Source organism: Cellulosimicrobium sp. NPDC057862 (assembly GCF_042797035.1).
In the GTDB taxonomy this organism is placed as follows: Bacteria; Actinomycetota; Actinomycetes; order Actinomycetales; family Cellulomonadaceae; genus Cellulosimicrobium.
Genome location: NZ_JBHVMH010000034.1, coordinates 1 through 11,677 on the forward strand (window position 1 = coordinate 1; position 11,677 = coordinate 11,677).

Below are 11,677 nucleotides of genomic sequence, written 5' to 3' on the forward strand. Positions count from 1 at the left end.
CTGTCCTGGGACCCGCCGAACAACAACGGCGCCGAGATCACCGGCTACACCGTGCGCTCCCAGAACGGCTACGAGAAGGCCTGCGGCACCACCACCTGCACGCTCGACGGCCTGACCAACAACGTCAAGTACACCTTCACCGTGTTCGCGACCAACGCCGTCGGCGACGGACCCGCCTCCCCGGCCTCCGCCGAGGCGCGCCCGGACGAGAAGCCCGACCCGCCCGCCGCACCCACCCTCGAGTTCGGCGACGAGTCGCTCACCGTCACGTGGGAGAACCAGGCATACACCGACCGCTCGCCCATCGAGACGGTCAACCTCGAGATCTCCCCGGCCCCGCCGAGCGGGGCGATCCAGATGCAGGCGCTCTCCGGCAACCAGGTCGTGTGGACGGGGCTGACGAACGGCGTCGCGTACCGCGTGCGCGTGCAGGCCGTGAACCTCGCGCCCGACCCGTCCGAGTGGGGCGACTACTCCGCCGAGGAGATCCCCGCCGGCCTGCCGGACGTCCCGAAGACGCCGAAGGCCGACCGCGCGGCCGACTCCCCGCTCAACGGCGGGTCGATCGACGTGTCGTGGGAGCAGCCGTTCGAGAACGGCGACGCCATCAAGGCGTACCACCTCCAGCGGTACCGCAACGGCTCGGCAGACGGGGCGGCGCTGACGCTCACGGGGCTCAGCCACAAGGCGACCGGCCTCGACAACGAGTCGTCCTACACGTTCACCGTGACGGCCGAGAACAAGGCGGGCGTGACGGCGCAGAGCTCGGCGTCCGCAGCCGTCGTCCCGTACGGGCGCCCGGAGGCCCCGCCGAGGCCGAGCGTGCAGAACGTAGGCAACGGCTCGCAGAACAGCGGCATCCCGCGCGTGTCGTGGGGAGCCGCCGACGCCAACGGCAGCCCGATCACGGCCTACACGGTGACGGCGTCGCCGGGCAACGCCACCAGGCAGGTCTCCGGGACCTCGGTGGACTTCACGGGCCTGAACCCCGGGTCGTACACGTTCACCGTGACCGCGACCAACCTGGGCGGCACCTCGACGTCCAGCCCCGCGTCGGCGTCGATCAACGCCTACGACAAGCCGGGGGTCCCGGGCATCTCCGTGTCCAGGACGGGCGTGAACCGTGGCCAGTTCTCGATCTCGGCGCCCTCGTCGAACGGCGGGAACGGGATCTCGCGCTACGAGTGGCAGCTCTCGGGCAGCCAGAACACGTCCGGCACGGGGCAGACGGTCAACGTCGGGTCCGACTACGAGCAGACGTTCCGCCTCATCGCGCGGGCGTGCAACGCGGCCGGGTGCGGGGCGTGGAGCGGGCAGGCCACGTTCACGACCGACCCTCGGCCCGACCCGCCGAGGATCTGGGCGTCCCGTGGAGCCGCGGCCACCACCGGCTCGCTGGGCGACTGCAACGACCTGAGCGTCTGCACGCGGTACCGGCTCAACACGAACGCGACGTTCCCGAGCGGGACGTACACCGTGCAGTGCATGACGAACGCGGGCGGGTACGACCACGCCATCACGGGCGGCTACTCGCGGAGCTTCGGGCCGAACGCCTCGTTCGACCTGCCGTGCATCATGGGCAACTACTACCCCGCCCCGCAGAACTGGATCACCGTGAGTCCGGCGCCCGCCGGCGTGGACATCCAGAGGAACACCTGGCCCAACAAGTAGCGGAGGGCCGTAGCGGCTGATCTGCCGTCGGCGAATGTGCCGACGGCAGATCGGTCGACCTTCCGGGCCGCCCCGGGGCCACGGTGGTGCCATGACCACGCACACGCCACGCACCCCGTACGCGGAGGCCGTCGCCCCGGCACCCTCGTCCTTCGACGACCAGCTCACGACGCGCCTGCTCCACCAGCGCATCGTCGTCCTCGGCACGGCCGTCGACGACGCCGTCGCGAACCGCCTGTGCGCGCAACTCCTCCTGCTCTCGGCGGAGGACCCGCGCGCGGACGTCGCGCTGTACATCAACTCCCCCGGCGGCTCGGTGAGTGCCGGGCTCGCGATCTACGACACCATGCGGCTCGTCCCCAACGACGTGTCGACCGTCGCGATGGGCTTCGCCGCGAGCATGGGGCAGTTCCTGCTGTGCGCGGGGACGCCAGGCAAGCGGTTCGCCCTGCCGCACGCGCGGATCATGATGCACCAGCCGTCGGCCGGGATCGGCGGCACCGCCGTCGACATCGCGATCCAGGCCGAGAACCTCGTCTACACCAAGGGCCTCATGCACCGGCTGACCGCCGAGAGCACCGGGCAGAGCGTCGAGACCATCGCGGACGACTCCGACCGCGACCGCTGGTTCACGGCCGAGCAGGCGCTGGAGTACGGCATAGTCGACCGGATCGTCGAGTCCGTCGACGACGTCCGCCCGGCCCGCTCGACCCGGAAGGTGGGGCTGTGATGGCGAGCTACACGATCCCGACCGTCGTCGAGAAGACCCCGCTCGGCGAGCGCGCGTTCGACGTCTTCTCCCGCCTGCTCTCGGAGCGCATCGTCTTCCTGGGCACGGAGATCGACGACGGCGTCGCGAACGTCGTCATGGCCCAGCTCCTGCACCTGGAGTCCGACGCCCCGGACCAGGAGATCGGCCTGTACATCAACTCCCCCGGCGGCTCCGCGACAGCGCTCATGGCGATCTACGACACGATGCAGTTCGTCCGCTGCGACGTGTCGACCATCTGCATGGGCCAGGCCGCGTCGGCCGCGGCCGTGCTGCTCGCGGCGGGGACGCCGGGCAAGCGGTTCGTGCTCGAGCACTCGCGCGTGCTGCTGCACCAGCCGTCGGGCGGCGGCGAGGGCACCATCTCCGACCTGTCGATCCAGGCCGAGGAGATCCTGCGGATCCGGTCCGAGACGGAGGAGGTGCTGTCCCGGCACACGGGTCAGACCGTCGAGCGCCTGCGCGCGGACACCGACCGCGACCTCGTGCTCACGGCGCGCCAGGCCGTCGAGTACGGCGTCGCGGACGCCGTCGTCACGTCGCGCAAGCTCGCCGCGGCCGCCTGACCCGGCGCGAGCGCTGCGGCCGCGCTCGGCCGATGCGTCCCCGGACGCAGCTCTCGGCCGTCGACGCAGCGCTCGCGCCGCGCCGCGCAGGGACTACCCGCGCCGCCGGAACCACGAGCGACGACGCGGCTCCAGCGCGGGCTCGACGGCCGGGCCCGGCTCCTCCGCCGGCGCAGGCTCGGCCGGGCCCGGCTCCTCTGCCGACACGGGCTCTCCCGAGTCCGGCACGTCGAGGTCCAGGTCCGGGTCGACGGCGGGGTCCTCGTCGGGCGCGTCGTCGTCAGGAGCCGCTGCCCCGGACGCGGGGTCGCGCACCGGCTCGCTCGCGCGGCGCGCCGTCGCCTCGATGCCCGCGATCCGCCCGTGCTCGTCGAAGCGGACGGTCACGCCGCCGTCGGGCAGGGCGAGCACGACCGCGCCGCCGTCCTCCGTCGTCTCGAGGCCCCGCGCCGCCGCGTAGGACCTGAGCGCCCGCCGGTGGTCGACGACCGTGACGGACAGCAGGCCCTCGCTCAGCACCCGCACGACGCGCGGCACGCTCGGCGCGGGCAGCGCGAGGCCCTCGGCGTCGAGGAGGAACCAGGCGCGCGTGCCGCCGCCGACGGGCGCGCTGTAGTGGGTCCAGGACCCGGTGACGGCCTTGACCGCGAGCGCGAGGCGGTACGGGAGGTCGTCGGTGAGCGGGAGCTCCGCCTCGGTCGCCTCGCGCAGCCCGGTCTCGCGGGTCTTCTCGGCGGCGCGCAGCACGTCGTCGGGGAAGCCGTTGACGTTGTTCCACGCCCACATCCAGCTCCCGGGTCCGGGCGCGGCCGTGCCGAGGAACTGGAGCCGGCACGTCGTCGTCCCACCGGTGGCGGCGGTGAAGGTGAACGTGCCCTCCGCCATCTCGGCGCTCCACGCGTCGTCACCGTGGTGGTCGGCGAGGTGGAGCTGGTGCTCGTGCGAGAGGAACGCGGCGTCGTCGACGAGCTCCTGGAGGGCCGGGGCGGTCTGCTCTGCCGTGCCGTGCGCGGTCTGCGGCTCCGTCATCCCTCGACGGTAGCCGCGCGCCTCCCGCCGCACCGGGGCACGACACGCGGTGCTGACCAGGTACCCGTCGGGTGCGCCTCGACCCCCGGGGTCCGCGACTCAGGCGGCGAGGAGCAGGACGTCGGCGGCGCGCGCGGTCGGGCGCGCCGCGAGCGTCGTGGTCGCGATCATGGTCCGCGCGACCGGGAGGTCGCGCACGGGCTCCCCGGCGGGTGCGGGGTGGCGCGGCGCGGAGAGCGCGCCGCGCTCCCGCACGGACGAGAGCACGCGCACCGGGGCGACGGGGCGCAGCTCCTCCCCCGTGCGGGCCACGAGGTCCACGAGGCGCAGGCCGAGGGCGCCGCAGACGGCGGCCAGCACCTCGGACGACGCCTCCTTGCGGCCGCGCTCCACCTCGGACAGGTAGGCGGTGGAGACGCGCGCGGAGGCCGCGACGTCGACGAGGGTGCGACCCTGCGCGAGCCGCGCCCGCCGGAGGATCCCGCCGATGACGTGGCGCAGCAGCGGCTCCGGCCGCCCGCCCTCCCGGGACCGGGGGCTCGCCGTCGCTCTGCTCGGCACTGCGATCGGCGCCGGGCCCGGCGCCGCGCTCGTCGCGTCCATGCGGTCACGCTACCCGCGCTCCCGCCCGGGTGCCGAGGCACCCGGGCGGGGATCTGCTGCTGGCGTAAGGCCCGACGTCGGGCGCTCACCGGCCCGGGAGGGGCGTCACCACCGCTCGAGCGACCACGCCATCTGCCAGAACCGGATCTCGTGCCGGCAGCTCAGCTCGAACGCGCGCTCCATGCGCGCGCGCTCCGCCTCCCCGGCGTCGGCGGCGAGCGCGTCGAGGCGTGCCCGGAGGTCGTCCAGGACGCCCTCGGTGCGCTCGGCGGCGTAGAACTCCCACCAGCCCGCGAGCGGGTGGTCGTCCCCGATCGCGCCGGGCGTCGTCTCCCGCTCGGCGAGCCAGAACCGCCGCGCCGACCAGATGTAGGTCCACGGGCACGGCAGGAGCGCGGCGAGCAGCACGCCGAGCGAGTCGCGGCCCGCGGCGAGCATGTGGTCGACGTACGCCTGCGCGCTCGGGGCGAGGCGGTTCGTCTGCGCCTCCTCGTACGTCACGCCGAGGAAGTCGCACATCGCGTGGTGGGCGTGCGACTCGTCGTCGAGCAGGAACCCGGCCTTCTCGTGGAAGTACGCGGCCCACTCGCGGTCGGGAGCGAGCGCCATGCCGAGCCCGTAGCTGCGCAGGTAGGCCGTGAGGTACTGGTGGTCCTGGCCCACGTAGTGCCGTACCGCGGCCGGCTCGACCGACCCGTCGCGCAGCCCGGCGAGGAACGGGTGGTCGTAGAACTCGTCGAAGAGGTGCGCGTACCGCCGGGCGAGGTCGACCGTGAAGCCGATCTCCCCCCTCCGGACGAGCGCGGTCGGGTCGTCCGTGCGGACGGGGTTCACAGTGATGGCAGCAGGCGTCGTCATGCCCACGTTCCTCCGCTCGTGCTAGCGAGATCAGGTTCGACGGGTCCGGGCGGCCGTACCGCTCGTCTCAGTCCCTCGGCCCGGTCGCCCGGGCGGGACGCCCCGCGTGGTTCGTCGCGACCCTAGCAAGGAAGCACCGCCCGTGTCGGGAGCATCCGGCGACGTGTGGGAATATAGTTGTAGCGACAACAAGTTGGAGCAGACATGACCACGAGCACCCCGGGCGCGCCGACCGACCGCCTCCTGTCCCCGTCCACGAGCATGGACGCCGTCACGCTGCGCGTCGGCGACCTCGAGCAGATGACGTCCTACTACACGGGCGCGTTCGCGCTCGCGCCCCTCGAGGAGCGCTCGCGCGGCACCGAGGTGCACCGCGTCCTCGGCCGCGGCACGACGCCCATGCTGCGCCTGGTGCACACGCCCGGCCTGCCCGCCGTCGACCGGCGCCAGGCCGGCCTGTTCCACACCGCGTTCCTGTTCGACGACGCGTCGAGCCTCGCCGCGACCGTCTACCGCGCCGCGCAGGACCGCCGGGGATCGTTCGTCGGGTCGAGCGACCACCTCGTCAGCGAGGCGTTCTACTTCACCGACCCCGAGGGCAACGGCGTCGAGCTGTACACCGACCGCCCGCGCGAGACCTGGGTGCGCGAGCGGGGCCAGATCGTCATGGCGACCGAGTTCCTGGACCCGAACGCCTACCTGCGCACGCACCTCGACCAGGAGACGTTCGACGCCGGGCCCTCGCTCGCCGGGCGCGTGGGGCACGTCCACCTCCAGGTCGGCGACATCGCGACCGCGCACGACTTCTACGTCGACGCCGTCGGGTTCGAGGCCACCGTCACCGAGTACAGCGGCGCCCTGTTCGCGTCCGCGGGCGGGTACCACCACCACGTCGCGATGAACGTCTGGAACAGCGCGGGCGCCGGCCCGCGCGCCGCGAGCCTCGGGCTCGGCGACGTGGCGATCACCGTCCCCGGCCGCGACGACCTCGACGCGCTCGTCGCCCGCCTGCGCGCCCGCGGGCTGCAGCACGCCGACGACGGTCGCTCCGTCGTCGTGCACGACCCGTGGGGCACGCGCGTCACGCTCGCCGTGCCCGGCACGACGACCGACGAGCTGCTCGCGCGATGAGCGCACCGGCCACGCTCGTCGCGGTCCGGTCCGACGCGGGGCTGACGAACCCGCCCGCGTCGGGCGCCGTCGTCGTCCTGCTGCACGGGTTCGGCTCGCACGAGCACGACCTCGCGGGCCTCGGCCCGCACCTCGGTGCGCCCTGGGTCTCGCTGCGCGCCCCGCTCGCGCTCCCGCACGGCGGGTTCGCCTGGTTCCCGATCGACACGCCCGGCGACCCCGACCCGGAGCCGGTGGCGCGCGCGACCGCGGCGGTCTGGGCGTGGGTCGACGCCAAGCTCGGTCCCGAGCGGCAGGTCGTCCCCGTCGGGTTCTCCCAGGGCGGGCTCGTGGCGACGCAGCTCCTGCGCACGCGCCCCGAGCGCGTGGCGGCGACCGTCGTCCTCGGCGGGTTCGTCCAGGCCGCGGAGCAGCCCGCCGACGCCGCGCTCGCCGCCTCCCGCCCGCCCGTCTTCTGGGGCCGCGGCGCCGACGACCGCGTCATCGCGCCGCACGCGATCGACCGCACGGCCGCGTGGCTGCCAGGCCGCTCGACGCTCGTCGAGCGCGTCTACCCCGGCCTCGCGCACGGCATCGACGCGCGCGAGCTCGCCGACGTCCGGGCCTTCCTCGACGACTCCGTGGGTCGCACAAAGGACTGAGACCGGTCCGCGCGGCCCGGACGGCGGCGCTGAGGCAGCGCTGAGCGCACGCGCCCCGGGGCGCGCGCTCGGCGTCGGGCGCGCACGATGGGAGCACCCCTGCCCAGCGCACCGAGGAGCCAGGCCGATGTTCCGCAGCCTCTTCCCGATCCTCACCGTCGCCGACCTCGACCGGTCGCTCGGCTTCTACCGCGACCTGCTGCGCGGGACGGTCGAGTACGCGTTCCCCGCGGACGGCCCGCCGGTGTACGTCAGCGTGCGCGTGGGCGGGTCGCCGCTCGGCCTGGGCCAGGGCGACCCACCCCCCGCGGACACCCGGGTCGTCCTGTGGGTGTACGTCGACGACTGCGACCGAGCTGTCGAGCACCTCGCGGCGGCCGGCGTCCCGGTGCTCGAGCCGCCGACGGACCAGCCGTGGGGCGAGCGCGTCGCACGCGTGCAGGACCCGGACGGCACGGTCGTGATCCTGGGCCAGGAGGCCGCGCCACCGCCGGAGCCCGAGGGCCCGACCGGGCTCTCGTGACCTGGGTGCCCCCACCGGGACTCGAACCCGGAACACGCCGGGTTTAAGCCGGCTGCCTCTGCCAGTTGGGCCATGGGGGCGCGGCCCGAATCTACCGCGCCCGCGGGCGCCGATCCGGCCGGGACCCGGCCGCGGAGCCACGGGACGCGACGAGGGGCGAGCCGCGCGCGGCTCGCCCCTCGTCGTCGGGCCCGGTCCGGGGTCGCCGACCCCGGGCGCCGGTCAGGAGGCCTTGGCCGGAACCTTCTCGTCGGCGTCGGCGGAAGCGCCCGCCTCGGCCGCGGCGGCGGAGCCCTGCGCGGTCTGCTTGACGGGCTCGCCGTCCTTCTTGGGCGGCACCGACGCGGCACGGAACTCCGCGCGCGGGTCGTGCAGGGAGCCCAGCGAGACGAGCTCGCGGCCCAGGAGGAACTGCCCGATCCAGCCGATGAAGATGCGGATCTTGCGGTTGCCCGTGGGCATCGCCATGACGTGGTAGCTGCGGTGCATGAGCCACGCGAGCACGCCGCGCAGCTTGAAGACGCCGAACAGCTCCGCGACGCCCTTGTACAGGCCGAGGGACGCGACCGTGCCGACGCTCTTGTGGCGGTACTCGACCGGCTTCTCGCTGTGCAGCTCGAGCGCGAGGTTGTCCGCGAGGCGCGTGGCCTCGCGGATCGCGTGCTGCGCGTTCGGCGGGCAGAACTTGCCCGGGTTGAGCACGTCCGGGACGGCGGCGCAGTCGCCCGCGGCCCAGGCGTTCGGCACGACGTTGCCGTCGGCGTCCGCGACCTGGAGCGTCGGGAGCACCGTGACGCGGCCCATCTTGTCCACAGGGAGGTCCGAGGCCTCCTTGATGACCGGGTTCGCCTTGACGCCCGCGGTCCACACGATCGTGTCGGAGTCGAACTCGACTCCCGTCGACGTGACGACGTGCCCGTCGACGCACGACGACAGGAACGTGTTGAGGTGGAACTCGATGCCGCGCTTCTTCAGCTCCTCGAGCGCGTAGCCCGCCATGGGCTCGCTGAGCTCCGGCAGGATGCGCCCGGCGCCCTCGATCATGACGAAGCGGAGGTCCTTCTCCTCGATCGTCGCGTAGTTGCGGGTCGCGTAGCGCGCCATGTCCTCGATCTCGGCGATCGCCTCGACGCCCGCGAACCCGCCGCCCACGAACGTGAACGTGAGCATGCGGCGGCGCAGGGCCTCGTCCCACGTGGACGACGCGACGTCCATGCGGTTGAGCACGTGGTTGCGGACCGCGATGGCCTCCTCCACGTTCTTGAAGCCGATCGCGTTCTCCGCGAGCCCCGGGATGGGCAGCGTGCGCGACACCGAGCCGAGGCCGACGATCAGGTGGTCGTACGTGACCGAGTAGTCGTCGCCCTCCTCCGGGTGGATCGTCACCTGGCGCTTGGCGTGGTCGATCGAGACGACCTTGCCCTGGAGCACGTCGACGCCCTTGAGGGCGCGGCGGTGCGGCGCGACGACGTCGCGACCGTCGATCGAGCCCGCGGCCGCCTCGGGGAGGAAGGGCGCGTACGTCATGTACGGGCGCGGGTCGACGACGACGATCGCCGCCTCGCGGCGACCGAGCTTCTTGCGCAGTCGGCGCGCGGCGTACAGACCCACGGAGCCGCCGCCGAGGACGACGACGCGGGGCACCTTGCGGGGCCGCGGCGAAGCGGTCTGGGCACGGCTGACCGAGGTCAGGTCATTCTGAGGCATGGTTCCAGAGTATTACCGGTTGCGGCACAGGCGAGCCGGAGCGTCCGCCAGACGGGCGTGACGCGCCCCACGCTCGGCGTCTCGACGGGGCAGACGCGACATTCCACGCGACACCGCCGTCGCCGAACCCGGGATCGCTCCTCACGACGACCTCCCGCTGGGGAGCGATCCCGGGTTCGGCATCGGTCAGCCGATCGTCAGCCGATCGCACCCAGGACGGGGGTCGGGCCCGTCGGCTGCGTGCCGCCCGCGGGCGGGGTCGGTGCGGGCTCGGGGGCCGTGCCCTCGGCCGGGTCCGTCTCGTCGCCCGACGGCGCGGGGCCGCCCTGGTCGCCGGCCTCGCCGGTGCCCGGCTCCTCCGCGCCCGACGCGGCCTCGCCCGAGCCCACGCTCGACGGCACGGCGGTGGGCGCCTTGAGGAACGGCCACGGCATCTCGTGCGTGCGCGTCCCCGTCGCCGGGACGGGACGCCCGTCGCCGTCGGCGTACTCGACGTCCTCCTCCGAGACCGCGCGCAGGGGGTAGACGTTCCAGCGCTCGCGACCGTCCGTCGAGAGCGTCGGCTGGAAGTACCACGACCCCTCGACGTCCGGGACGGCCCAGACCCCGAACGCGCCCTCCTCCGTCACCGTACGCACGGGTCGACCGCGGTCGTCGAAGACCTGGACGTCGCGCACCGGATCGCCCGCCGCGTCGTAGACGAACAGGTTGGACACCTGCACCCCGTCGACCCACACGCCGTCGCCGCCGGGTCCCCCGCCGTCGTAGGCGACCTGGTTCACCCCGACGCGCGCGTCGGCCACGCCCTGCTGGTAGCCGCTCTCCCAGCCCGAGACGGAGGTGGACGCCCCGGCCGCCGCGGCGTGCAGGACGAGGGGTGCCGCGACGACCGCCGCCGCGACGGACAGCGGACGCACGACCTTGGGCAGCCACGTCGTGGGCAGCCACCGCCCCCTCCCCCACTGCACGCTCACCACGACGGCCGCGAGCACGACGACCCGCGCCGAGAGGTCCGGCGGCAGCATGGCGATCTCGTACCCGCCGAACATCCAGAGCAGCACCGTCGCGGCGACCCAGCCGCGCAGGATCCACCACGCGGGCGTCAGGGTCCGCAGGAACTCCATGACCGAGGCCCACTGGGGCGTGGACGTCATGGGCCGCCACAGGGAGCGCCACCCGGACGAGAGGATCCCGCCGAGCACGAGCAGCCGCCCGCTCAGCCCGATGCGGGGGCGGCGCGCACCGCCCGGCGCGACGACGGGAGGGAGTCCCGCAGCGGCGCGCAGCTCGGCGGCGTACTCCGCGGGCGGCCCGAAGAGCGCGACGAGGTCGAGGCCGGAGTCCTCGGCGCTCTCGCCGGCGAGGGCGCCCGGCACGTCGGCGACCTCACCGACCCCGCTCGCGGGACCGCCGTCGGTCGCGCTCGCCGGGGCCCCGCGCCGCGGCAGCGCACCCGGCGCGTCGACGACGGCCTCGGCGAGGTCGGCCTCGAGCCCGTCGGTGAGCTCCTCGACCTGCTCCGGGCGCAGGTCGGCGAGGTGCGCGCGCACCTGCTGCGCGTACGCGTGGACCTGCCCGTAGAAGGCCAGACCCACGGGCGCCCCGGCTGGCTGCTGCGCGGACGTCGTCGTGCTCATCAGGCGGCCACCTCTCCGGTCCGCAGCAGCGCGGACACGGTGCCCGCGAACGTCTGCCACTCCTTGCGGTGCAGGTCGAGCATCGCCCGGCCCTGCGCGTTGATCCCGTAGTACTTGCGGTGCGGCCCCGCGTCGGACGGCACGACGTACGTCGTCAGCGCGCCGTTCGCGTACAGGCGCCGCAGCGTCCCGTAGACCGACGCGTCGCCGACCTCGTCGAGCCCCGCGGCGCGCAGGCGTCGCACGACGTCGTACCCGTACCCGTCCTCGGCCTCGACCGCCGCGAGGACCGCGGCGTCGAGCACCCCCTTGAGCAGCTGCGTGGTGTCCATCCGACCCTCCGTCGGGCGTGGCCCTGGTCCGTCCCGGCACTCGGCCCGCCGGACGTGGCGGGCTCACGCGATGCACACTACCGCGCGATGCGTAGTACTACGCACGGCGACACGCCAAGTCGTGTCGCCCGGAGACGCCGAACCCGGGGTGGGGGGCCCCCCCCCCCCCGGGGGGGGGGGGGGCCCCCCCGGGGGGGGGGGCGGGGCGGG

General features: G+C 74.2%; 12 protein-coding genes, 1 tRNA gene and 1 riboswitch. Of the genes, 6 read left to right on the forward strand and 7 right to left on the reverse strand.

The window, feature by feature from the left end; translation table 11 throughout:
* The 3 genes from ACFVN3_RS20595 to ACFVN3_RS20605 form a co-directional block, all read left to right on the forward strand.
* On the forward strand, positions 1-1,671 hold a 1,671-nt coding region (locus tag ACFVN3_RS20595), incomplete at its 5' end, for a fibronectin type III domain-containing protein (RefSeq protein WP_378234829.1).
* A 91-nt stretch (positions 1,672-1,762) separates the two neighbouring features.
* A complete protein-coding gene (locus tag ACFVN3_RS20600) occupies positions 1,763-2,401 on the forward strand; it encodes a ClpP family protease (RefSeq protein ID WP_378234830.1) in 639 nt (212 codons plus the stop codon).
* Entirely contained in the window at positions 2,401-3,006 is a 606-nt protein-coding gene (locus tag ACFVN3_RS20605; RefSeq protein ID WP_087469679.1) for a ClpP family protease, read from the forward strand. The genes ACFVN3_RS20600 and ACFVN3_RS20605 overlap by 1 nt, the downstream gene beginning before the upstream one ends.
* 93 nt (positions 3,007-3,099) lie before the next feature.
* Here ACFVN3_RS20605 and ACFVN3_RS20610 read toward each other — a convergent pair whose 3' ends face one another.
* The 3 genes from ACFVN3_RS20610 to ACFVN3_RS20620 form a co-directional block, all read right to left on the reverse strand.
* Positions 3,100-4,035: a DUF6882 domain-containing protein gene (locus tag ACFVN3_RS20610; protein WP_378234831.1), complete on the reverse strand. Its 936-nt coding sequence runs from the start codon at positions 4,033-4,035 to the stop codon at positions 3,100-3,102.
* Between the two features lie 99 nt (positions 4,036-4,134).
* Entirely contained in the window at positions 4,135-4,638 is a 504-nt protein-coding gene (locus tag ACFVN3_RS20615) for a helix-turn-helix domain-containing protein (RefSeq protein WP_378234832.1), read from the reverse strand.
* A gap of 105 nt (positions 4,639-4,743) precedes the next feature.
* Positions 4,744-5,496 (reverse strand): TenA family protein, encoded by a 753-nt coding sequence (locus ACFVN3_RS20620; protein WP_378234833.1) that lies wholly within the window; start codon positions 5,494-5,496, stop codon positions 4,744-4,746.
* Positions 5,487-5,611: riboswitch (TPP riboswitch) on the reverse strand. Its footprint overlaps the gene before it by 10 nt.
* Before the next feature lie 89 nt (positions 5,612-5,700).
* Between ACFVN3_RS20620 and ACFVN3_RS20625 the strand changes: the two genes are divergently transcribed.
* From ACFVN3_RS20625 to ACFVN3_RS20635, 3 genes are all read left to right on the forward strand, one after another.
* Positions 5,701-6,627: a VOC family protein gene (locus ACFVN3_RS20625; RefSeq protein ID WP_378234834.1), complete on the forward strand. Its 927-nt coding sequence runs from the start codon at positions 5,701-5,703 to the stop codon at positions 6,625-6,627.
* Complete coding sequence (locus tag ACFVN3_RS20630) at positions 6,624-7,268, forward strand: alpha/beta hydrolase (protein WP_378234836.1); 645 nt, start codon at positions 6,624-6,626, stop codon at positions 7,266-7,268. The genes ACFVN3_RS20625 and ACFVN3_RS20630 overlap by 4 nt, the downstream gene beginning before the upstream one ends.
* Before the next feature lie 127 nt (positions 7,269-7,395).
* On the forward strand, positions 7,396-7,791 hold the full coding sequence (locus ACFVN3_RS20635; RefSeq protein WP_378234837.1) for a VOC family protein: 396 nt from the start codon (positions 7,396-7,398) through the stop codon (positions 7,789-7,791).
* A 6-nt stretch (positions 7,792-7,797) separates the two neighbouring features.
* Here ACFVN3_RS20635 and ACFVN3_RS20640 read toward each other — a convergent pair.
* The 4 genes from ACFVN3_RS20640 to ACFVN3_RS20655 all read right to left on the reverse strand — a co-directional run bounded on the left by ACFVN3_RS20640 (position 7,798) and on the right by ACFVN3_RS20655 (position 11,467).
* A tRNA-Leu gene (locus ACFVN3_RS20640) sits at positions 7,798-7,871 on the reverse strand.
* Between the two features lie 142 nt (positions 7,872-8,013).
* Entirely contained in the window at positions 8,014-9,498 is a 1,485-nt protein-coding gene (locus tag ACFVN3_RS20645; protein WP_378234838.1) for an NAD(P)/FAD-dependent oxidoreductase, read from the reverse strand.
* Positions 9,499-9,695: 197 nt separating this feature from the next.
* Entirely contained in the window at positions 9,696-11,135 is a 1,440-nt protein-coding gene (locus ACFVN3_RS20650; RefSeq protein ID WP_378234839.1) for a hypothetical protein, read from the reverse strand.
* On the reverse strand, positions 11,135-11,467 hold the full coding sequence (locus tag ACFVN3_RS20655; RefSeq protein WP_378234840.1) for a PadR family transcriptional regulator: 333 nt from the start codon (positions 11,465-11,467) through the stop codon (positions 11,135-11,137). Before ACFVN3_RS20655 ends, ACFVN3_RS20650 begins: the two co-directional genes overlap by 1 nt.
* Between the last annotated feature and the right edge of the window lie 210 nt (positions 11,468-11,677).

Excerpts from the sequence above, each read along its gene's own strand:
- ACFVN3_RS20625 (WP_378234834.1), top strand. The coding sequence starts at position 5,701 with ATGACCACGAGCACCCCGGGCGCGCCGACCGACCGCCTCCTGTCCCCG.
- ACFVN3_RS20635 (WP_378234837.1), top strand. The coding sequence starts at position 7,396 with ATGTTCCGCAGCCTCTTCCCGATCCTCACCGTCGCCGACCTCGACCGG.
- ACFVN3_RS20605 (WP_087469679.1), top strand. The coding sequence starts at position 2,401 with ATGGCGAGCTACACGATCCCGACCGTCGTCGAGAAGACCCCGCTCGGC.
- ACFVN3_RS20645 (WP_378234838.1), bottom strand. The coding sequence starts at position 9,498 with ATGCCTCAGAATGACCTGACCTCGGTCAGCCGTGCCCAGACCGCTTCG.
- ACFVN3_RS20655 (WP_378234840.1), bottom strand. The coding sequence starts at position 11,467 with ATGGACACCACGCAGCTGCTCAAGGGGGTGCTCGACGCCGCGGTCCTC.
- ACFVN3_RS20620 (WP_378234833.1), bottom strand. The coding sequence starts at position 5,496 with ATGACGACGCCTGCTGCCATCACTGTGAACCCCGTCCGCACGGACGAC.
- ACFVN3_RS20600 (WP_378234830.1), top strand. The coding sequence starts at position 1,763 with ATGACCACGCACACGCCACGCACCCCGTACGCGGAGGCCGTCGCCCCG.
- ACFVN3_RS20630 (WP_378234836.1), top strand. The coding sequence starts at position 6,624 with ATGAGCGCACCGGCCACGCTCGTCGCGGTCCGGTCCGACGCGGGGCTG.
- ACFVN3_RS20615 (WP_378234832.1), bottom strand. The coding sequence starts at position 4,638 with ATGGACGCGACGAGCGCGGCGCCGGGCCCGGCGCCGATCGCAGTGCCG.
- ACFVN3_RS20610 (WP_378234831.1), bottom strand. The coding sequence starts at position 4,035 with ATGACGGAGCCGCAGACCGCGCACGGCACGGCAGAGCAGACCGCCCCG.
- ACFVN3_RS20650 (WP_378234839.1), bottom strand. The coding sequence starts at position 11,135 with ATGAGCACGACGACGTCCGCGCAGCAGCCAGCCGGGGCGCCCGTGGGT.